Genomic DNA, 22,307 nt, shown 5'->3' on the forward strand with positions numbered 1-22,307 from the left:
CATGCAGTTTTCAAGGTACTGATTTATCTGAACGAATCACTTCGTTTCATGCTTGACATTTAATAGTTAGTCTGTTTTTGAGCCTTCGACATAAACATTCTTTGCATCTGTGCCATACTCTGTTTCTATTGCATCTAATAGAGGTACGCCAATTCCTACTCCCCCTGCTGGTCTCCAAGGTGCATCAACAATAGTATAATCGCCCCATCCACAATAAGTATGCATTGTAAAAAAACTCAAAAAAATAATAGTAATCCCACAAAATGCTGCAATCAAAATTTTGTAAAAACACTTATTCGATATTATTTTTTTTAAGCAGTTCATGTTTTTTATTTCCTTTCTTCTGTCATGATTATTGATAATATCTACTGATATATTGTGCCTGAATAATCAGAATAAAAATCAGCCCATACTTTAGCTCGGAGGGCCATCCTTATCTCCATCAAGTATCAATCTATTTATGTACCAGCTTTTAAACAATTGCATGTCGCACTAATACTTCAATTAAAATACGTCTTCGACAAACTAACTATTCTTTTCTATTACTTGTACGTATTATATAAGGCAAAAAAAGGCATATAGCAAGATTTTTCATAATTTCTCCAATCGATATAAAGAGCACTTGATACAAATCGATTGGTCCATCCTTCAAATTTGTAAAGAAATTTCCAATAATCATACAAAGAGTAAAAATAACTAATATGAATGGAATGTCTTTATTTTCTTTATAAACCTTAATCCATAATATAATCGTAGCAATTACGCCAATAACTACAAGAATCCATAAATTATTCCTTACTATATCCATGACTCTTCTCTCCATCATCCCCGTGCTAAAGCGAGGTTATTCTTTTTTTCATATTCTTCTCTTGTCAAATTGTTAAAGAACCAGCCTCTTTAGAACATTACCATAATATACCATGTATCCATGTAATATCAATACATCATTCATGGATTTAATAAATTTTTGATAATTTATATGATGTGGAGGATGTGTGATGATCAGACTTAGAGTCAAGGAAATCTTAGAGGAGCGCGGTCGGACAAAATATTGGCTATGTAAGCAGATTGGATATAGCTACGAGAACCTGAACAGGATCGTTGAAAATCAAACAAAACAAATTAGATTTGAAACTCTGGAAAAGTTGAGCAAGATTTTGAACTGTAATATTGGAGATTTATTTGAAATAAGCGATGACTAGAAAAAAGCTGTAGTTACTAATAATAACTATGGCTTTTTATTAATATAGAGTTATTATATTTGCAGTTTCGTATAACAATGTTCTTGCAAAAATTTCGATTGTACGTACTTTATTCCGCTGAACAACTGAATATGTGCCATCTGCATTTGCTATAATATTATGATAGATATCAGAATTTGTTACTTAATCCTGATTAGTGTCATCTTCAGCAGTATATACTGTCAATACATCGCTGAAGCTAACTATCATGATTAGGATTAAAGAAAAGCATATTTCAATATATTATTGATCTTCAATTTTATGTTCTGATCTAGCGTCCAAAAAGCATAATACAATCAAACATACGATAAATGTTAGTATTTTGTTGATAACAAAGGTAAACATTTTATTCTCCATTTATTCGATTTAGCTCAATAGTGTATTATCGTTTTTATCATATCATATCGATTATTTTGTGTCATAATGTAATGATATTTATCTAAAAGAACAATCCTTGGGGGTTAAGAGCATATAGCTGTCTATTATGAGGTAGAACTGTTAAGATGATGAAAAAGTTAACAAATAAAGTTATAAAGAGTTTCAAACGAACGATCTACAAAAATAAGGTATTTTTAATTGGGCTAATAGTTTTTTTATCTATTTTTACTCCTGCACATTGTGCATCAGGTTCTATGGAACCTACTATCATGACGGGGGATATATGTATAAATCTTAATACTTGGTTTTGGTATACGCCTAAAAGGGGAGACATTATTGGTTTCTCTCGTAACGGCCAGATTTGGACAAAGCGTATTATTGGTCTTCCAGGCGATATGATCGTCATCAAAGAGGGAGTAGTTTATATTGACGGTGAACCTTTAGAAGAAGATTACATTCCTGATGACGTATACACTTTTTCAGGTATCCATAGTATATATTATGTGCCCGATGGGTATGTTCTGGTCATGGGGGATAATAGAGAGAACTCTTATGATTCCCGTTATTGGGAAGAGCCTTATGTTGCAACTTCTGATATCTTGATAAAATATATAGGGACTATCTGCAATCTTCCCTTTTTAACTGATCCTGCACCACAAGAACAGGATCTCACATTCTGATAAAAGGATAATACATTGCCTTAATGGTTAATGGATAAGCTGGCCTAAAAATGCAGCATAACTTGTGAAAATCCTGTAAAAACTGGAACGTTAATTGCTGAAAATGCGCAGTGATTTTTGGCTCTTAACCAATTTAAGGTTAAAATTCTATGAAGAATGCTGTTATTGCTTGTAAAACAGTATCCTTTATCGTATTATTTAATTAGAAATAGTTGACTTTGTTGTGGTGATAATGTACCATATAGGTCTGTTGTATTAAAAGATATGCAGGCTCACTTGCTGAGGGATTCACGTCGGCTGAACCGGGCACTCCCCTGCTTAAAAAATAATCGTGAACGATTGCCGATAGTAAAGCTTTTGGCTCTGGCCAAGAGCTTTACTTTATTTTTGGAGATAATCATGGACATTACAGATATCAGGAAATGCGCTCAGGCATTTGCCACTTATTATCTTGAAAGTTTTTATATTGTTGTTACATACAATGGGAATGGATTTATCCTTATTGGTGAGACAGATAATTTTCCACATCTGATAGGAATATCAAAGCAAATCTATAATTCTAATGGATACAGAACACCAAAGAAGTTGTATAGAGACATTGCTGATGGGCAATCTATCAGTACGAAGATTGTCCCCAATGTCATATCGACAACTTCCAAAATGTATAAGAAAGTTCGAAACTTTATCAGCAATAGAGATGTTCTAATTAGCAATAGCTGTCCAATAATCTTGAGATATGATCCTCAAAAATCAAATCGTAAGCTTAATAATGTAGATATACTTATATCAGATTTGAATAAAGGATATATGTTGGGGTGGATATACAATGCAAAAATTAGAGTGAATTCAGACATTGATATCACGAAGTATTGCATCAGTACATGGATAGATGAGTCAGACGGAACTGTTCAGGGTAAAGAAAAATATATGCCTGGGCAGGATGTGGAGCTTATTAAAACTGTGTTGGTATTTGATAAGAATTCAGAACTCCTTCGCCAGAAAGAGTATAAGTACAGTGCTAAGCAGAAATTGCAAATATTAGATTCATGTTGTAGAAATAATTGCAATTTATTGTTGGATGACAATAATGCTCGGAATTATATTAAACTTGCAAAAGAAAAAAATATTTTGTGTTCTATAAATGGAGTTATTCATATCTAAGACATTGATGTGAGAATGGTATGGGGAAGTCGATAGAAACTGTTTGACCAGTTGTTTGACCTTTCGGTCAGTCGGCATGTCTCAACCTAAATAAGTAGTTCCTAAGTGGTTCTAAAAAATAGAGATAGAAAGATTTTTTGTACCCTTTTATTAACGAGTATAAAACTATTCTAAAATAAATATAAAAGTGTATTTTTATTCCCTAAAAAGCGTTAAAATAATCATGCGCGATGTTGAATTATTGGTACAGATAGTGAAAAAAGGAGAATGATAATGGCTAATAATGAAACGAATAAAGATACTAAAAAGATTCCGCTTATAAAAACAGTTGCTGGAATGAGCGCAGTTACCTATATTGCATTGCTCATTCTTTTTATTATTTCCATTGCGATTGTTACAACTGAGATGATGAATATCACAAATACATCTATTTCAACATCTAAGACAGTTGAAGGCGTTATGGAAGATGTCCGGGTATTTGAAGTTGATATGAGGATTCTTGATAACGATGGTTTCGCTTTGGCATCTATGTACGATACAATCGTTTCAATAGGTCAGCTCGAGACTAAAGTTCCCGAAATGCAGCAGTGTCTTACTGAGATGGATGAGGCAATTTCCGGATTGGAAACAACTTTTGCCGCTATAACAGAAAGTGGTAGTAATGCGCAAAATGCACTTTCAATTTTAAAAGAAAACTATTCCGGATACAGAACCGGTTATACAAGTGTAATAAGTGCGGCTCAGTCAGGTGACGTGAACACAATTCTTGGAGTTGTATACGGAGATGCCTCCACTCAGCTTGCCAACATGAAAGAACAGCTTGTAGTTCTTAATCAGGAATTGGTGTTAATTGAAGAAGAGGCCCATAGCCGTGTTCAGGCAAGGGCAAACTCTGCAATTGCTGTGGTCAACATTCTTATGATCGTATATGTTTTGTCTATAATCGCATTCCTTATCTTTAATTACAGAATGGTAGGAAGAAAAGTTAACCTTATTGCTGATGAGATAAATGATATTATCAACAATATCAGAAATCATAAGGGAGACCTTACTGTGCGAGTGCAGACACAGACTTCATCGGAACTTGTTCATATCAAGGATGGTTTTAACCATTTCATTGAAACCCTTCAGGTTATTTTAAAAGAAGTAAAAGACGGAACAGTGACCCTGACTGAATCTTCAGAGAATATGACTACACAGATTCAGCTTGCAAGCGATAATATTACAAATACGTCAGCTGCACTTGAAGAATTGTCTGCAAGCATGCAGAATGTATCTGATACAGCAAGCGTGATGAATGAGAAGCTTGGTGATGTTAAGGATGCTACAGATAGTATAAATGAAGGCGTTGAAGATGGTACTGCCAAGGCTGAGGAAATCAGGGCAGAGGCCATTGAGATAAAAGAGGGTGCTCAGAATAAAAAAGACAATACAGGAACCAAGATGGAAGAACTCTCCGGAGTACTTGAACAGTCTGTTAAGGATAGTGAAAAAGTGGCACAGATTAATGAACTTACAAATGTAATTCTTGATATTGCATCCCAGACTAATCTTTTAGCTCTCAATGCTTCAATTGAGGCTGCAAGAGCAGGCGAGGCAGGAAAAGGATTTGCTGTTGTAGCAGAAGAAATCAGTTCACTGGCTGAAAATTCAAGACAGACTGCTGGAAACATCCAGAATATAAGCAATGAAGTTACAGCAGCAGTTAAAGCTCTTGCTGATAATGCCATGCAGGTGCTTGATTTTATTAATACTACAGTTTTGGGTGATTATGATGCGTTTGTAGATACAGGTGAAAAGTATGAGGCAACTGCAAAATTTATCAATGATATGCTGGACGGCATATCAGATCAGACACAACACCTGAATTCGATTATGGGTGAGATGGCAAGTTCTGTATCTTCTATATCTGAGTCAGTATCGCAGGCTTCAGAGGCAATTAATCAGTCAGCTGAAAATTCTCAGTTTATTGTCGACGAGATTACAGGCATTAGTTCTGCAATGGATACTAATAATGATGTAACAGAAAAACTTAATGACAGTACAAAACAGTTTATAAATATTTAAACGTAAAAAGGCTCCTCACAAATCAGGTGTTGCTTGATATGTGAGGAGCTTATTTGTTTTGCTTGTGAAGCTTGTCTATAGCAAACCAAAGGCCTAAAAGAGCAATGATGCCAAGAATAAAAATATATTGAGCCGGCCGGTGAGCTATACTGTTTTGCTCCTGTGGTACTGATGAATCTTTGTACAAAAGCATGTAGTTTCCTGTACAGTCGCTTGAAATAGAAAATGTGTCAGCGTCTACATCTACATCGTCGAGAATTTTACAAACGCCCATATTGTTGGCAATGCATATATAACTCCTGCCGTCTTTTTTCAGGAAAAGAGGTATTTCTATTTGGAGTTCGACTTCATTATTAAGAGTATAGATGTCGCTTTCAGGCTCTGAACCAATGGATTTCTGAGCAGAAACATCCATGTAAAAGCCCTCATTGTAGCTGCTTAGTGTCTTGTCACCATCAATGACTTCATAAAACTGTTCCTTAATAGCTTCTGATGGGGCATCATCCCGCATTACATAATTAAACACAATTTCAGCAGATGCGCCTTCGAAAACCTCATTCATTTCTTTCTTGGTCAGACATGAAGTTATAAGCTCGTTGTAGTCTCCAGCCCTTATTATAGGAGCTGCAACTTCAGTAAGGCTGTCTGAATTGGCTATGATAGTTACATTTCCTGAACCATAGCTTATATTGGTAGATTCGTGCATCTTAGCACCCCTTTCACTATATTCATCATACTATAAATCAGACAATTTTATACTTAAAAATGTGTAAATAATTAAGAAAATAAGATTTGATAATAGACACTGTTGAGGAATTGGTGCAGAAGTATTAAAATGAGCAGGTAAATCTAACCAAATGGAGGAAAAGGTGATGGAAAAAAAGTTTGGGATTAAAGAAGTTGTGGCTATGGGTATCGGAACTGCTCTGTTTGTAGTCCTTACAAATGTTCAGATTCCGCTTGTTATTGCTCCTAATACATATCTTCAGCCACGTATGGCTATCATGGCCTTCTTTGCAGCTGTTTTCGGACCAATTGTTGGCGGCGTTATCGGCTTCTTTGGACATGCTCTTGGTGATGCTATTTTCTATGGCTCAGTATGGTGGAGCTGGGTATTCCCAGAAGCAGTTGTTGGCATAGCAGTAGGTCTTTTTGCCAAGAAGTTTGCTGTAAAAGAGGGTGGCTTTAATACAACAAAGAACATTATTTTCTTTAATGTAACTCAGGTTGTATCTAATGCTGTTGCCTGGATCGTAGTTGCACCGGTTCTTGATATTTTAGTATATTCAGAACCAGCTAATAAAGTATTTGCACAGGGAGCATTTGCTTTTCTTGGTAATGTAGTTATAATAGGAATTCTTGGCACAATTCTTCTTTCAGTTTATTCTAGAATTTCTGGAAAATCTTCTGATTTGAAGATGGAGGATTAATTTTTGAATACCGCATCCCCAATTATTGAATTTTCGGATGTTTCTTTTAAGTACCGTGCGCAGACACAGCCCACACTTAAAAATATTAATCTTAAAATTTATCCCGGACAAAAGGTTCTTATAGCGGGCCAGTCCGGGTCAGGAAAGTCAACATTGGCACATTGCCTTAACGCTCTTATCCCCTGCTCTTTTGCAGGGGACATGAGCGGAACCCTCCGAGTAGACGGGAAGGAACCTTCTAAACTCGGAGTTTTTGGTATGTCACAAACTGTTGGAACTGTTCTTCAGGATACAGATGGCCAGTTCATAGCACTGACAGTAGCAGAGGACATAGCATTTGCCCTTGAAAATGACAATATGCCACAGGAAGAGATGATCGAGAAGGTCTCAGATGTAGCAGAAAAACTTGAACTTTCGGATTTCCTTTCCAACGCGCCCGGAGCTCTTTCTGGTGGACAGAAACAGAGAGTTTCTCTTGGCGGAGTAATGGCGCTTGACGTCAAAGTGCTTTTATTTGATGAGCCTCTTGCGAACCTGGATCCTGCAACAGGCAAAAGAACTATCGCTCTCATCGATGAGCTTTTAAAACAGGAAGATTTAACAGTTGTAATAATAGAACACAGGCTTGAAGATGTTCTTTATAAGGATATCGACAGGATCGTGCTTATGGAAGATGGACAGATCGTTGCGGATATGACTCCGGACGAGATGCTCTGTACAGATCTTTTGCCTGAGCACGGAATCAGAGAGCCTTTGTATATTGCTGCTCTAAAGGCAGCAGGTGTGAAGCTGTCACCATCCACTAAGCCTCAGCACATAGAGACGATGGATGTTGAGGGCTATAAGACCCAGGTAAAAGAGTGGTTTACCAATACCAGCCTTTCAAGACAGAAGAGTACTGCTGACACTCTTTTGTCTGTCAGTGGACTTGAATTCAGGTATGATAGTTCCAGACAGATCATTAAAGATGTTAGCTTTGATATAAAACGCGGTGAAATGATATCACTTGTGGGTAAAAATGGAGCGGGTAAGTCAACTCTTGCTTCGCTTATCTGCGGCTTTTATGAACCGGATGCAGGTAAGATCAGCTTCTGCGGCGATGACCTTAAGAAAAAAACAATTAAGGAGCGCGGTGAGAAGATTGGATATGTAATGCAGAGCCCTAATCAGATGATCTCCAAGCCTATGATATATGATGAAGTGGCTTTAGGACTTGTGGTCAGGGGAGTGCCTGACCATGAGGTAAAACAAAGAGTCAACGAGATTCTTAAGATATGCGGCCTCTACCAATTCAGAAATTGGCCTGTTTCAGCTCTTTCTTATGGACAGAAAAAGAGAGTTTCAATTGCTTCTATCTTAGTGCTTGCTCCGGATCTTCTGATCCTGGATGAACCTACAGCCGGCCAGGATTATCGGCATTACACCGAGATCATGGAGTTTTTGTGTGATATAAGAAAGAAATTGCCTATTACGATCATGATGATAACTCATGATATGCATTTGATGCTTGAGTACACTGACAGAACTTTGGTGCTTACAGATGGCAAGCTTATAATGGATGCCAAGCCGGAGGAAGTGCTTACAAATGATGAGATATGTAATAGAGCATATCTTAAAAGAACGTCTCTTTATGATCTTGCAAAAAAATGCGACATAGAAGAAGCGGATGAATTTGTTGCAAGATTTATTGAGTCTGAACGTGCGAAAAAGGATAAGTGCTTTAGTGAGAAGGTATGATCCTTTGAGTTTATTTGATTGGATAAGTATTTATGAGCAGAATGATTTCTTATGAAAAAAAGAATACGCCAATACACAGATTAAGCGGATTTACAAAGCTTGTCTTTTTCCTCTTATGGTGTACGGCAAGTGCACTTACTTTTGACACAAGAATACTTCTTACAATGATAGTTATTGGAGTCTTGCTCTATATTGTTTCTGGAACAAAGTGGAAGCAGGTAAGCAGCGTATTTTTAGCCATAATGTTCTTTATGGTGATAAATCTGGTGTGGATATTCTTTTTTTCACCATTTGAAGGCTGCAAAATATACGGAAGCAGAACAGATATATGTCACCTTTTTGCAGGTTATACACTTACAAAAGAGCAGCTGTTTTACGAATTTAACGTGCTTATCAAGTATTTTACAGTAATCCCTTCCATATTTATTTTTCTTGTGACGACTGACCCAAGTGAGCTTGCAGCTTCCATGAACAGTATCGGAGTGCCTTACATGATCGCTTATTCAATAGAGATAGCACTCAGATATATTCCGGATGTGCAGGATGAATATCACAAGATCAAGAATGCGCAGGAAGCAAGGGGAATAGAGATGAGTTCCAAGGGAAGACTGATGTCAAGGATAAAGAACACTTCAGCAATTATCTTCCCACTTCTTTTTACCACAATGGAGAGAATCGATGTTGTCAGCAATGCCATGGAGCTTAGAGGCTTTGGCAAGAAAAAACAGCGCAGCTGGTACTCAAAGAGAACCCTTCAGACGGGAGATTATCTTGCACTTGCCTTTATCATTTGCTTTTTTATCGCTGCAATGGTGATAACTTTCTATGATGGAAACAGATTCTATAATCCTTTTATTTAATTTATGTGGCAAAGAGGTTTTGGATGAAAATATATTTTGCGCCAATGGAAGGAATCACCCTTTATCCATTGCGAAATATACATAAGGAAATGTTTGGAGAGTGCGTTGACAAGTACTACACTCCATTTGTGTCGACGGCACGAACTTATAAATTTAAAAAGAGAGAACAAAGAGATATTCTTCCCGAGTTCTGCATTTCTTTTGACGATTATAAGAGTGAAGTCGTTCCTCAGATCATGGGGAATAAGGCAGAGCAGATAGTCTGGGCTGCCAAAAAGATGCATGAACTTGGCTATAGAGAGGCTAATCTGAACATGGGATGCCCGGTTGCAACAGTAGTAAACAGGCAAAAGGGCTCAGGCCTTTTGGAAGACACTGCCAAGCTTGATGCAATGCTGTATGAGATTTTTGATACTTTAGAAAAAGAAAATCTTGGAATTGAATTTTCCCTAAAGACAAGACTTGGAATGCACGATGAAAGTGAGACTGCAGGTATTATGGAGGTTTTTGCCAAATACCCGGCCAGTGAACTGACTATCCATTCAAGGGTCAGGGATGATTACTACAAGGGTGCTATAAGGCTGGATGCTTTCTGTGATGCGGTCAAAGTTTACAGGGAGAACGGCGGAAAGGCTCCTATTGTGTATAACGGAGATATTACTTCTGTTGAAAGCTTTAATATGATAAATGACAGAGTTTCCGATATTGACAGGTTTATGATTGGACGAGGACTTATTTTTGATCCGGCCCTTGCAAGAGAAATAGATGGCGGAGAAGCTTTGAAGGCGGAAGAACTTAGAACCTATTTAGACAGACTCTATGATGCATACGAAGAGTACATTCCGGAAGATCAGAATGTAATTTTTAAGATGCTTGAGCACTGGGCTTTTCTCCATGTTCATTTCAAAGACTGTGATAAACAGCTTAAGGCCATCAGGAAATCCCGCAGCAAAGGCGAATACAGAGCTGCTGTCACCAACATATTTTCAAGCTGTGAGTTTATAAACTGAGTAGATATGCTTGTTTTCTGGATTGTGGATGATTATGTGAAAATGTGATTCAAGAGTGGATTTGTTGTGATATAATACCAACTGACGCTAATGATGACAGACCTGCATTAGCGTATGAGTTTTACGTTATAAAGCTATGTAAGGAAAGAGGGAAAAGGGTATGAGTCAGGAAAAAATAGACGCTTATAAGAAGGAGAAAGCAGGCAGAAAAGAGCGCCTTGCAAAACAGAAAAAGAGAAAGAAGATTGCTAAGATCGTTTGTCTTATTGTAGTTGTTGCATTAGCCCTTGGCATTGCAGGAGCAGTTATCTGGAACAAGCGCGGAACATCAGTTGAAGCTACAGAAGGTGCATCAGTAGATACATCTGTTGATGCTTCATCAGTAGAAACATCCGTTGATGCTTCATCAGTAGAAACTTCTGAAGAGGCAGCAAGTGAGTCATCAGAAGCAGCATCTGCTGAAACTTCAGAAGCAGCATCAGAAGCTAGTTCAAACTAATATAAAAAGAGCTTTAACATTTCACAAGTTAAAGCTCTTTTTTATTTGCTCATATATACAGTGAAAGATATTAGATCAATCTACTTTTTATCTACGCAGTCGCAAGGGTTCTTCATGCTGACGCGGCTTCCTGACGGAACGGAAGAAGTGATGAACGCGTTGGCACCGATAACAGTGTCTGCACCGATAATTGTTTCTCCTCCAAGGATAGAAGCACCTGAATAAATGGTGACATTGTTCTCGATTGTGGGATGTCTTTTTACTCCCTTAAGGGCCTGGCCGCCGCGAGTTGAAAGACCGCCGATAGTTACGCCCTGATAGATCTTAACGTGCTCTCCGATGATGGAGGTTTCACCGATAACAATACCGGTTCCGTGATCTATCATGAAGTATTTGCCAATAGTTGCGCCGGGATGAATGTCTATACCTGTTTTTGAATGAGCGTACTCAGTCATCATTCTGGGAATAAGCGGCACCTTGAGCATGTAGAGTTCGTGGGCAATCCTGTTGATAGTAGTAGCAGTAAGTCCCGGATATGAAAGGATTATCTCTCCCTTACTGTATGCTGCAGGGTCTCCGTCGTAGCAGGCCTGAAGGTCTGTGTCCAGATACTCGCGGATCTTTGGAATCTTTTTAAAGAATTCATGAGTGATGCATCTTGCAGCGCAGTCCAGCGTTTCATCAGATGCATTTTTATAGTCAGGACTGTGATGAAAAGCGATGGCTATCTGCTTTTGCATGTTGTAGATAACGTCCTCAAGCACAACTGCGATCCTGTTGTTGTCGTTGTAGCTTTTATAAACTTTGTCTCTGTAATAACCCGGGTAAAGAATTCTGATGAGCTTGATCACAATATCTTTTACCGCGTCTCTGTCAGGCTGGTTGTAAACATCCATCTGATCAATGTCTCTGGCCTTATCATAGTCAGAAAGAATCAGGTCTACGATATCCTTGATTTCTTCTTTTAAAGTATCTCTACCACTTGATTTATAGTCCATTTCATAATCTCCATGCCTTTTTAATCAGCAAACTATAGAGCGATTTACTGTTACCGACTATTATACATTACTTATTAGATGGTGCAAAAGAAAATTGTAATTACTCTAATTTTTGTTTAAAAAATTGCAAAAAGACTAAATATTTTTTAATCATTCTCCGATATATGACATGACAAATAATATTATGAGTTTCTTTTGGCAAGGAAGCCTCTTTTCTCTTAGAACACGGATGTTCGATATTAGTGGAGGTGCGTGTTCTATGATGAGATCTATGTGGTCTGGTGTTGCCGGACTTAAAACCCACCAGTTAGAAATGGATGTCATTGGTAACAATATTGCCAATGTTAACTCAACTTCATATAAATCACAGGCTACAGGTTTTTCGGATGTTCTTTATCAGACAATAAAACCGGGAACCGGAGCGGGCGAAACACTTGCAACAACTAATACTGCGCAGGTTGGTTTTGGAGCCAAGATGAGCTCTATCCTAACTAATATCACAAAGCAGGGTTCAGCTGTCCTGACAGATAATGTATTGGATCTTATGATTACAGGAGATTCGTTTTTTTGCATAGATCCGGATATTTCTGATGCGGAAGTTAATTTTTCAAGAGATGGATCTTTTACTATTGATGCGAACGGTGACCTTGTAACTCAGAACAGCGGTTACTATGTTATGGGGGTCATGGGGGATGTAACAATTGGTGACAATCCAACTCTTTCAAACCTCAGGGTTATAAACAGAAATACTGAGCGAATAAGCTATGATGCACAGGGCAATCAGATAACTTACCAGGTTGACGCTATGCCTGGTGCAGCAACTACAGCTGCTTATTTTAAAGGAAACATTGACAGCGATGATCCCAATCTTGAAAACGGAAAGACTCTCACAATAGAGACCTATGGAAGTGACGGAAAAGTCTATACATTAAAATTTAACCTGACAGGTGATGAGAACGACGATGGAACCTTTAAGCTTACCTTGTCTTCTGTGCTTGATGAAAACTCCAAAAAAGTTGCTTTTGATACAGCAACTGAAATTGAGCTTGAATATGATGCTCATTCCGGAAAGCTTCAGTTTATAAATGGTCTGCCTGTAGAATCAGTCACTTTTACAATTACAGGTGACGCATCAGTTGTGGGACCTCTTAACATTGATTTTTCAAGTACATCCAACTATGCAGGTGATGCTTGGTCACATTCATCTTCAATTTATGGCTATAAAGGTGATAAAGAGGGACAGAATATGGGATATCCGGAAGGTGAGCTTGTAGGAATCTCTTTTGGTACTGATGGATCTGTATTTGGAAGATACTCAAACGGACAGACTGTAAAAAAAGCTCAGATAGTGGTCGCAGAGTTTAATAATGCCATGGGCCTTGAGAAGGTTGGTGATAATCTTTATGCAGCTTCACTTAACTCGGGTGTTCCTATGTATATGGATATTACAAGTGATGGCGGCTATATGTCATCAGGAGTTTTGGAAGGCAGCAATGTTGACCTGGCAAAAGAGTTTACGGATATGATCACAACTCAGCGTGGTTTCCAGGCAAATAGTAAGGTAATAACCACATCTGATGAGATGCTGCAGTTACTTAAATCGTTAAAACGTTAATATTTCGCGGAAACTATTAAGAAGGAAACGAGAAAAATCTAAAAAAAATATAAAATTTTGTTTCATAGAGCTGGAGCGGTTTCCAGCTCTTTTCTAATGGAAACTGTGAAAAATGTATGAAAAAACTGTTGTAAAAATGTGTGCTATGTTGTATATTCATCATTACAAGGGATTCAGACATCATAGTTTGGCACTTGAAAAACAGAATTTTTGTTTAGTATGATGCAAGGGCAAAACCACTGAAAAGTGGTGACGCAAAGCTAAAGGGTCTAAATCACATAGGTATGTGACAGACAGCCAGTTGCTGGTGCATGTTTAAGCACTAATTGTGACCGGACTGTGCGAGAGCAGACGGTCTATTTATTTGCAGTAATTACGGTACATATGAGTTCAGGGAAGAACCCCTGTATGCAGGTGGCATCAGGGTGTACATGGAAGTAGTTACAGCGACTGGTCATTTAGTATTGCAATTGCCTTGTCATATATTTTGGAAAGGTATTTTGCGACACGGTGAAGTCGCAACATACCTTATTTTTTTACCCTGAATAAGGAGAAGTATGTCAGATATAAATTTAAAGAAACTCTCCAGAGCAGATCTTCTGGAGATGATGATCACCTACTCTGAGGAGGCGGAAGCCGCCAAAAAGCATGAGCAGGAATATAAGGAAGAATTAGATAAAGAGAAACTGCAGCTTCAGCGTGATTTTGCTGAAGAGAGAGCTAAAATGCTCAATAATTTTGAGGAAGAAAAAGCTCAGATGAGAGCTAAGTTTGGTGAACAGAAGGCTCAGATGCAGGAGAAATTCGAAAAAGATATAGCTGGTCTTAAGAACAGGCTAAATAGAGAGAAAGAAGAGCTTCAAAAGCAGGTTGATGATGCTCTTATGAAGATAGACAATTCACAGTCTCTTGCTGAAGCATCCATCCAGCTTGGAGGCATCATGGAAGCAGCCCAGAAGTCGGCTGATCTGTATGTGGAAACACTTAAAAAGAATGCAAGTGCTGAATATCAGCAGCTTATGCAGGAAATTGAAGAATCCCGTAAGAAGATAAAACTTATGGAAAAACAGGCAGAAAAGAAATACGGACCTCTTAGAGAAGTTACAGAAAAAGAGGAAAAGGCGTGTTAATTAGAGAAGGCTGATGAGTGAAGTAAAGGATTATAAACCCTCTATAGAGGAATTAAAGAAGGAACTTAAGAGGGAAAACAGTAAAAAGGAATATCGTACAGTACTTAGAAATACGCTTTTTGTAGTAGTAGTAGTTGCTGCTTTGGCAGTACTTATTTCGAGCTTTTTTATCACCGTTCTTAAGATAAGCGGTGATTCAATGACTCCGACACTTGATACAGGTCAGATAGTCATAGCCCAGAACAGTTCGGGCTTTGAACCGGGAGAACTTATAGCATTCTATTATAACAACAAAGTCCTGGTAAAAAGAGTAATCGGGTCACCTGGAGACTGGATAAATATTGACAGTGACGGAAATGTTTCTGTTAACGGGGAGGTTCTTGACGAAGGTTATATTACTGACAAAAGTCTTGAACCAACAGATATTACATTTCCGTATCAGGTGCCTGAAAACAGGTATTTTGTGTTGGGGGATCATAGAAGTGCATCGATAGATTCAAGAAGTAGCGTGGTGGGATGCGTTACTAAGGAACAGCTTATTGGGAAAGTGATATTTAGGGTTTATCCATTTAATGTATTTGGAGGACTTTGATACCGGTAACTTTTATTTGGCTTCGATTGAGGTAAAAAAATGCGAGGGGAAACTGAAAATCGCGCTGAAAAGTACATAAGAAATCACAAGAACCGAAAAAAGTGGTTGGCGTTTGTTCTTTGTCTTTCTCTTTTTACAGGGACGGCTACGCTTTATGGGCTTAATAAGCCTGCTACTGCAATGACTGAAGAAGGTGCAGGGCAGGTTGGACTTGTTATGGAAACGGCTGATAATGAGTTCGAGCAGGGGCTTATAGAGCAGATGCAAGAAGTTGAGGAAAATGGGGAAGCTTCTGTATCTGTAGATGAAGAAGGAACATCCAAGGAAGCATCTGATGAAGAGTCACAAAAAGCTATGGATGAGACAGGTGCGGACTCAGAGTCTGACAAAGAAAATCAGAATGCAGAAAATGAAACTGAGAATGGTGCTGCAAGTTCGGAAAAAAGCAGCGAATCTTCAAGCGCAAGTTCATCAGAGGATGAGTCGGGCGTTTCTTCAAGTGCAGGTTCATCAGAGAATGAATCAGGCGTATCTTCAAGTGCTTCATCAGCATCTACTGTTAAGGAATCCGCAAGTGAGGCATCAGGAGTTGCTTCTTCAGGAAGCTCTTTGGATGCTGAAAAGGCAACATTAGATATTCCTGAGTCTGTAGATCTTTTGGAATACGTCACAGAGACGATCATTGAGCGTAAAAATGCTGATGGTGAGTGGGAAGTTATTGACAAGGATGATATAAAGCCTGCTGATAAGCTTAGGATAACCTTTAATTATGTTCTTCCAAAAGAGGCGGTTGTAAGTGATGATATCCATCTTGAAATTCCTGAAGAGTTTGGAACTGCGGAGACTGATGCTGCAGAACTTGATGATGGCAAGGGAAGCTATGAGGTCACTGAAGATAACCAGCTGATCATACAGTATAGTGATGAAGTAAAAGAAGAAATAATTAATGAAGCCGGTGAGATTGAAGAAGAAAATAGTGATGAAGCTACTTCTCTGATAGGGAGAATAGATAGTTTTTTTGACCTTTTTTCACTTACAGCATATGCAGCTGACAGTACATCCGGATCAGCAACTGTATACACAACAGTAGCAGGAATGACTATCACTGGTGTTACTTTAGTTAAAAATCCTGATGAAAAAGGCAGTGGAAGTTCAAAAACATACAGCGGCGGAACACCCATAAGCAGCGGTGCAGAAGTAACTACAGGTGACAAGCTGTATTTTACCATTGATTATAATCTTGCCAAGAATACAGTAAGTGCAGAAAAACCAACAATTACTTATAATCTTGCTGAACATGGGATAGAAGTCTATGAAGCAATATCAGGTATGGTTTATAACTCAGAAAATGAAGCTGTTGGTACATTTGCAATTGAAAAAAGCGGCCTTGTGACTATCACCTATTATCCTGAGTTCGCTGCCAAGAACAGTACTCAGGAAATCGAAGGCGATTTTTATTTTGTCGCAATGGCAAATGCCAATAGTGATAGTGAAAAGACATATAAAGAGTATGTTTTTGATGATAACTTAAAAATATACATCTATATTGTAAAAGGCGATAGCTATGACCTGACACTTGAGAAAAAAGCTTCAAGTTATGATGAAACAAATAAAACTATAGATTATACAATTGTTATCTCATCCAATAATGGAACAGGTACTTCAGGCATTACTCTTACGGATGTCCTGACTGTATATAACAATAGTTTGACTGATAAGAATCTGAATTCCGGATTGACGAGTGATATCAATCTGAAAAACCAGCTGAAGAAGATTAAGATAACAAAGAGTGATGGCACTAATATAGCTTCCGGAAATACAGTAAGTGTTGGAACTGATGGAACAGCCACAATCAGTCTCCCTGATCTTGGTAAAGGTGAGAGCTATACAATCACATATACATTTAAAGTGCCGGATTCTGTATCCGGTTCAGATGTATCTGTAAAAGTAAACAACAATGCTAAGGCTGTTTTTGATGAGGATAAAAGTAGGTCGTATACGGTAGAAACTGATATTAACGGCAATGTTCCCAATATCGATAAGTATGGAACAGCAGATACAGCCAATAAGACTGTTACCTGGACTATCAGGCTTAATTCTCTGGGGAATAACTTAAATGGCTATACACTAAAAGACTTTGTTCATACATTGGCTGAAAATGGTTGGGAAGATGTCTCAACACCTTACGTTGGAAAAATAAAGGTTTCCAGTGTTTCAACGCCAAGTGGTAAAACGGCCTCTTTAAAAGTTGGCCAAGAAATTAGTCTTGATGAAAATGGATATACGTTTACATCGGATGATTATAGTACATATGAGTTTACGTACACCTATACATACACTGTTTTTGATCTCGAATGGGGGAGCCTTGTCAATGAAGCGAGTATCACCAAGGAATTGAATGGTGAAACCTATGGAGATGACAAGAAAGCAAGCGTATATACAGGTGACAATACAAAGGTAGTAGAGAAAAAAGCTGACGGTATAGATAGTGCAACAGATGATGCGTCCACAGTACTTGTTAAATGGAACGTTACAATACATGCTCCAATAAAATGTAATGATGGTGATAACAATTCTGAGTACTGGTCGTTTACAGATGCTATTCAGGATAGTAATGAGTATCTATCAGAGTCTCAGCTGTCAGACCTTGAGTCTGCTATAAGACAGGCTGGATATAACGGAAGCTTATCTGTAGAGAAGGGCGAAAGAGTAACTGTCGGAGGAGTATCAGGATATAAGGGCTTTGTAATCAGATTCTATTCAGACCTTACAACTGATCTGGAATTTACATACAATACAACAGGCTACATAGGAAATGGCAATAATACTACATCCTTTACGAATTATGCATATGTGAGAAGTCAAAGCTATTCTTCTACAGATACACAAAATTATGAACCGATAATTGCCAAATACGATGGAAAAGGTACGCATTCTGATTCAGCTTATGATTATTATTCTGAAGATCTTTTGGAATCCGGAATACTTACCTGGCGTATTAAGATAAATATTCCTGAGATTTGCAATTATGAAACTCTTACGGCAACAGATACATTGCCTGGTGGAGTGAGCCTTATAGACAGTTATACATATAAGGAAACTGACTATTACGGACTTGAGATAGCAGATAATGACAGCTTCAACGGAGCAGTAGCTTTTTCAGGTGGAAGTGCAACGTATTTAAATACTTCTTTCTATGAGAGCATAGATGGTCAAAATGTCAAAGTTACATTTAGCCCTTCTAATCTGCAAGGGAAAACGCTTTACCTCAGAGTAAGAGCAAAGATTGATGATCCTGACTGGACAAGTGCTACAAATGGCATTAGGACATTTGCAAACAGCGTATCCTTGAAAAATGAAGGTGGAAATGAACTGGGCGGCGATTCACAGACTCAGAATATCACCAAGACAGAGACTGCTCTGAAAAAAACATCAAACAGTAACTTAATTGATGCAAAAGATACAATTGAGTACACGCTGGAAGTTAATGAAAATGCCGCTGACTTATTGGAAGGCAGTGATGAGCTTACACTCACTGATACATTGCGGGCCAAGTCACAGTCTTCATTTGGAGCAACACTTGTTGCGGGACATATAAAAGTTTATGAAGTTATAACTGATTCCGCAGGAAATGAAACATTGTCGGAGCTTTCTACTGATGAGTATTCATATTCTGTGGGAAGTTATGAGACAAAGGCTTCTTATTGGGATAATTCAGGGCAGGACGATGGATATTATCTTTATAACACTATTGAATTCAAGATTCCTGATAAAAAGCATCTGCGAATAGTGTATAGGTATACCTTCAATAGTGATAGTTCCGGTCAGGTGTCGATTATAGTAAGTAATAAGGCTACTTTAAAAGGCATTGCGGAAGACAAAGGCTCGTCTGAAACTGAAAAAACTATCACATTGGAAGAGGCTGGAGCAAAAGCTAATGTTCATGGAATCAACATCTATAAGGTTGATAATGAAAACAATGCAATTGTCTTAGGCGGAGCAGAATTTGCCCTCTATAAATGGACAGGATCTTCGTGGCAGAGAATCATATATGATTCCTCATCAGCGACATGGAAAGATTCAGCAGATAATGCAGCTTCGGAATACATATCAGGAGAAGATGGCCTGGTAGCTTTGCAGCACCTTACCTATAATCAGGCATACAAGCTGGTAGAGACTAAGGCACCTAAAGGATATCTTTTAAAGACTACTCCGCTGTATTTCTATATGCCATCTGCAGATACTAAGACTTATTCAATGAACCTACCTTCAGGAAATGAGTACACTGGCGGAAACGAAATAGTAGCTATAAGCCAGGGAACGGATTATAACTTTACTAATACCAAGACTACTACGTCAATCACTATAAATAAGTATTGGGAAAATGAAGATGAGACCATGCCTGATAGTATTACTGTTAAGCTTGGAAGAAGACTTGGAAGTGAAACAACAGAAAATAGTGAAACATATCATACATTGAATATAGACCATCGAAATGCTCAAAATACTATACAGGAATACATTGGATTTCCTTCAGTTTTAGATGGCTCAAAGGTGGTATTTTACGCAAAACTATTTAGTAATGGGAATTGGACTGATGAGGGGAATAGCGTGACGATTAACGATATTATCATCGAACCTGATTCTAGAATTTCTGTTAGCTCTTCGATTACCACAGATGAAGGATTGACTTTGAGTAGTGGAGTATATGAGCGGTATGAAGTATCGATTAATAGCGATATTACAATAGTTATAAAAGATTGCAATCAAGCATATTCATATAATGTTCCTTACTATTTACAGCGTGTTTCGTCATCAATTGGAGTTGAAAACGAGAAAACTTTAAATGAAGATTATCCGAATTTCATGACCCTGACCCTTACCAAGTCAGGCAAATGGACAACGACAATTGATAATCTGGAAAGATATTATTACGTATATGATGATGACGGAAATATAATCGACAGATACTTATGGCTCTACTACGTTTCGGAAGTAAACAATGTGTATTACACAGCAGAATATACTGATGAATGTAAGACCGGTATCAATTCGGGAACTTTAGAGTTTACCAATAAGCGTAATGAGCTTGTTCCAGCTACCTTGCCAGAAACAGGAGGCATAGGTGAAAGAACTGTTGAAATGGCAGGATTTGGACTCGTATTGATTTCCCTTGCGGGAATGGCATTAACATTTACGAGGCGAAAGAAAAAGGCCCATTTTGGGAGCAGTTAATGGTTTTTGATGCGAAAGCATTTTAAACAAGTGCCATTGGCACAAAATACATATAAGAAATAACACAAGATTCAAAGGAGAGGACACAAATGAAAGGACTAAAGAAACTACTAACAGGCGTGCTGGCAGCGACAATGATCATGAGTGCAAGCATCAGCGTATGCGCAGCTGAAACAATTACTGTTGCTGAAGGAGTTACAGGAGATGCTTCAATCACAGTAAGCAACACACATAAGAATGAAACTTATAAAATTTATAAGGTCTTTGATGCTACAACAGATGGAACTAACATAAGTTATAAGCTTGTAGCAGGAAAGAAGGAAGCTCCAGCTGGATTTGTGGTTGATACAGCAGGAAATGTTCTTTACACAAAAAATACGAATCTTAAGGAAGGAGAAAAACCAGAAACAGCGCTTTCAGCAGAAGATATTGCAGCTATCAAGGCTTATGTTACAGATGCTGATCTAGTTGCAACAGTAGTTGAAGATGAAGATGGATCTTTTACAGTTAAGGGTCTCCCTTACGGATACTATTTCATTCAGACAACAACTGGTGCTATTGTAACAGTAGATAGCACAAATCCTAATGCAGAAGTAGCTGATAAGAACGGAACAACAACTACAGATAAGAAGGTTGAAGAAGATTCAACAGAAAACTTCGGTGACAAGGACGATGCTGATATCGGACAGACTGTAAACTTCAAGAGTACAATAACTGTACAGCCTGGTGTTACAGGACTTAAGTTTGAAGATGAAATGACAAAATCTCTTGACCTTGTTAATGGTTCTGTAACAGTTGATACCTTAACAGAGGGCCAGTATACAGTTAATTATGTTGACAGTCAGCATTTCAACATTACATTTACAGATTCTGCTATCGAAGCACTTGCTAAAGATACTGTTATTACAATTACTTACAGCGCAGTACTTAATAAAGATGCTATTGTTGGAATTCCGACAGGTGATGGTTCAAACGCTTGGGGAAAGGGTAATGACAACAGATCTCGCATAACATACGACAATCATCCAGATTTAGGGTGGGATTGGACAAGAACATACACATACAAGCTTGATGTTGTTAAGGAAGATGGCAATGGAACAAAGCTTGCAGGAGCAGAGTTTGAACTTTCTTTAAATCAGGAAAAGGCAGATCCTATAGCTGTTGTAGATCTTGGAAATGGTAAGTACAGAGTTGCTACAGCAAGTGATGAGACAACTACAACAACTCTTGTTACACCATCCGATGAAACTTATAAGGGTCTTATAGAGATCACAGGTCTTGATGCTGATCAGTACAAGCTTACAGAGACAAAGGCTCCTGAGGGATATAACCTCCTTACAGCACCTAAAACATTCACAATTACATCTGAGACAACAAAAGATGCTCAGGGGGATGACAATGGACATCAGGCAAAAAACTCAGTTGTATATACAAGTGGTGAAGATACATTTACAGCACTTACAGTTATAAACACAGCTGGTTCAATTCTTCCTTCAACAGGTGGAATGGGTACAACTATTTTCTATGTACTTGGTGTTGTACTTATAGTTGCAGGGGCTGCGTACTTTATCGTTCGCAGAAAGCAGAACGCTGAATAATTTACGGGTATGAAAAAGTTTATATATATTTGAATCTTGTTGGTTTCAGTCTTCAGGGGGAATGGATTCCCCCTGA

The 22,307-nt window shown here is 38.1% G+C and carries 18 protein-coding genes and 1 riboswitch; of the genes, 14 read left to right on the plus strand and 4 right to left on the minus strand.

Annotation, left to right across the window (positions count from 1 at the left end):
- Positions 1-66: 66 nt before the first annotated feature.
- Both E7303_RS14795 and E7303_RS14800 read right to left on the minus strand, forming a co-directional pair.
- A complete protein-coding gene (locus tag E7303_RS14795) occupies positions 67-324 on the minus strand; it encodes a hypothetical protein (RefSeq protein WP_292146172.1) in 258 nt (85 codons plus the stop codon).
- A 205-nt stretch (positions 325-529) separates the two neighbouring features.
- Positions 530-808 carry a hypothetical protein gene (locus E7303_RS14800; protein WP_292146174.1) on the minus strand — a complete coding sequence of 93 codons (279 nt, stop codon included), beginning with the start codon at positions 806-808 and terminating at the stop codon, positions 530-532.
- 190 nt (positions 809-998) lie between these two features.
- Here E7303_RS14800 and E7303_RS14805 point away from each other — a divergent pair, with 190 nt between their 5' ends.
- The 4 genes from E7303_RS14805 (at position 999) to E7303_RS14820 (ending at position 5,527) form a co-directional block, all read left to right on the plus strand.
- On the plus strand, positions 999-1,202 hold the full coding sequence (locus E7303_RS14805; protein WP_292146176.1) for a helix-turn-helix domain-containing protein: 204 nt from the start codon (positions 999-1,001) through the stop codon (positions 1,200-1,202).
- A 542-nt stretch (positions 1,203-1,744) separates the two neighbouring features.
- Positions 1,745-2,299, plus strand: a complete 555-nt coding sequence (lepB, locus tag E7303_RS14810; protein WP_292146177.1) for a signal peptidase I — start codon at positions 1,745-1,747, stop codon at positions 2,297-2,299.
- Positions 2,300-2,698: 399 nt separating this feature from the next.
- Positions 2,699-3,460: a PBECR4 domain-containing protein gene (locus E7303_RS14815; RefSeq protein ID WP_292146178.1), complete on the plus strand. Its 762-nt coding sequence runs from the start codon at positions 2,699-2,701 to the stop codon at positions 3,458-3,460.
- 273 nt (positions 3,461-3,733) lie between these two features.
- Positions 3,734-5,527, plus strand: coding sequence for a methyl-accepting chemotaxis protein (locus E7303_RS14820; protein WP_292146179.1), 1,794 nt, complete (start codon positions 3,734-3,736; stop codon positions 5,525-5,527).
- A 49-nt stretch (positions 5,528-5,576) separates the two neighbouring features.
- Here E7303_RS14820 and E7303_RS14825 read toward each other — a convergent pair whose 3' ends face one another.
- On the minus strand, positions 5,577-6,233 hold the full coding sequence (locus E7303_RS14825) for a hypothetical protein (RefSeq protein WP_292146180.1): 657 nt from the start codon (positions 6,231-6,233) through the stop codon (positions 5,577-5,579).
- 166 nt (positions 6,234-6,399) lie between these two features.
- Between E7303_RS14825 and E7303_RS14830 the strand changes: the two genes are divergently transcribed.
- From E7303_RS14830 to E7303_RS14850, 5 genes are all read left to right on the plus strand, one after another.
- Positions 6,400-6,957 carry an ECF-type riboflavin transporter substrate-binding protein gene (locus E7303_RS14830; RefSeq protein ID WP_292146181.1) on the plus strand — a complete coding sequence of 186 codons (558 nt, stop codon included), beginning with the start codon at positions 6,400-6,402 and terminating at the stop codon, positions 6,955-6,957.
- A 3-nt stretch (positions 6,958-6,960) separates the two neighbouring features.
- Positions 6,961-8,694, plus strand: coding sequence for an ABC transporter ATP-binding protein (locus E7303_RS14835; RefSeq protein ID WP_292146183.1), 1,734 nt, complete (start codon positions 6,961-6,963; stop codon positions 8,692-8,694).
- 32 nt (positions 8,695-8,726) lie between these two features.
- Positions 8,727-9,554, plus strand: coding sequence for an energy-coupling factor transporter transmembrane component T family protein (locus E7303_RS14840; protein WP_292146184.1), 828 nt, complete (start codon positions 8,727-8,729; stop codon positions 9,552-9,554).
- A 23-nt stretch (positions 9,555-9,577) separates the two neighbouring features.
- Complete coding sequence (locus E7303_RS14845; RefSeq protein ID WP_292146185.1) at positions 9,578-10,564, plus strand: tRNA dihydrouridine synthase; 987 nt, start codon at positions 9,578-9,580, stop codon at positions 10,562-10,564.
- Positions 10,565-10,724: 160 nt separating this feature from the next.
- The gene (locus E7303_RS14850; RefSeq protein WP_292146186.1) at positions 10,725-11,063 is read left to right on the plus strand and encodes a hypothetical protein; all 339 of its coding nucleotides are present in this window, start codon (positions 10,725-10,727) and stop codon (positions 11,061-11,063) included.
- Between the two features lie 80 nt (positions 11,064-11,143).
- Here E7303_RS14850 and epsC read toward each other — a convergent pair whose 3' ends face one another.
- On the minus strand, positions 11,144-12,061 hold the full coding sequence (epsC, locus tag E7303_RS14855) for a serine O-acetyltransferase EpsC (protein ID WP_292146187.1): 918 nt from the start codon (positions 12,059-12,061) through the stop codon (positions 11,144-11,146).
- A gap of 259 nt (positions 12,062-12,320) precedes the next feature.
- Here epsC and E7303_RS14860 point away from each other — a divergent pair, with 259 nt between their 5' ends.
- The 5 genes from E7303_RS14860 to E7303_RS14880 all read left to right on the plus strand — a co-directional run bounded on the left by E7303_RS14860 (position 12,321) and on the right by E7303_RS14880 (position 22,231).
- The gene (locus tag E7303_RS14860; protein WP_292146188.1) at positions 12,321-13,676 is read left to right on the plus strand and encodes a flagellar hook protein FlgE; all 1,356 of its coding nucleotides are present in this window, start codon (positions 12,321-12,323) and stop codon (positions 13,674-13,676) included.
- A 219-nt stretch (positions 13,677-13,895) separates the two neighbouring features.
- Positions 13,896-13,985: riboswitch (cyclic di-GMP riboswitch) on the plus strand.
- Between the two features lie 248 nt (positions 13,986-14,233).
- Positions 14,234-14,806, plus strand: a complete 573-nt coding sequence (locus tag E7303_RS14865; protein ID WP_292146190.1) for a hypothetical protein — start codon at positions 14,234-14,236, stop codon at positions 14,804-14,806.
- A 13-nt stretch (positions 14,807-14,819) separates the two neighbouring features.
- Entirely contained in the window at positions 14,820-15,398 is a 579-nt protein-coding gene (lepB, locus tag E7303_RS14870; RefSeq protein ID WP_292146191.1) for a signal peptidase I, read from the plus strand.
- Positions 15,399-15,437: 39 nt separating this feature from the next.
- Positions 15,438-20,633 carry a SpaA isopeptide-forming pilin-related protein gene (locus E7303_RS14875; protein WP_292146193.1) on the plus strand — a complete coding sequence of 1,732 codons (5,196 nt, stop codon included), beginning with the start codon at positions 15,438-15,440 and terminating at the stop codon, positions 20,631-20,633.
- Between the two features lie 89 nt (positions 20,634-20,722).
- A complete protein-coding gene (locus E7303_RS14880) occupies positions 20,723-22,231 on the plus strand; it encodes a SpaH/EbpB family LPXTG-anchored major pilin (RefSeq protein WP_292146194.1) in 1,509 nt (502 codons plus the stop codon).
- Positions 22,232-22,307 lie beyond the last annotated feature (76 nt).

The sequence above is a fragment of the Butyrivibrio sp. genome, assembly GCF_015056685.1.
Classification (GTDB): Bacteria; Bacillota; Clostridia; order Lachnospirales; family Lachnospiraceae; genus Butyrivibrio.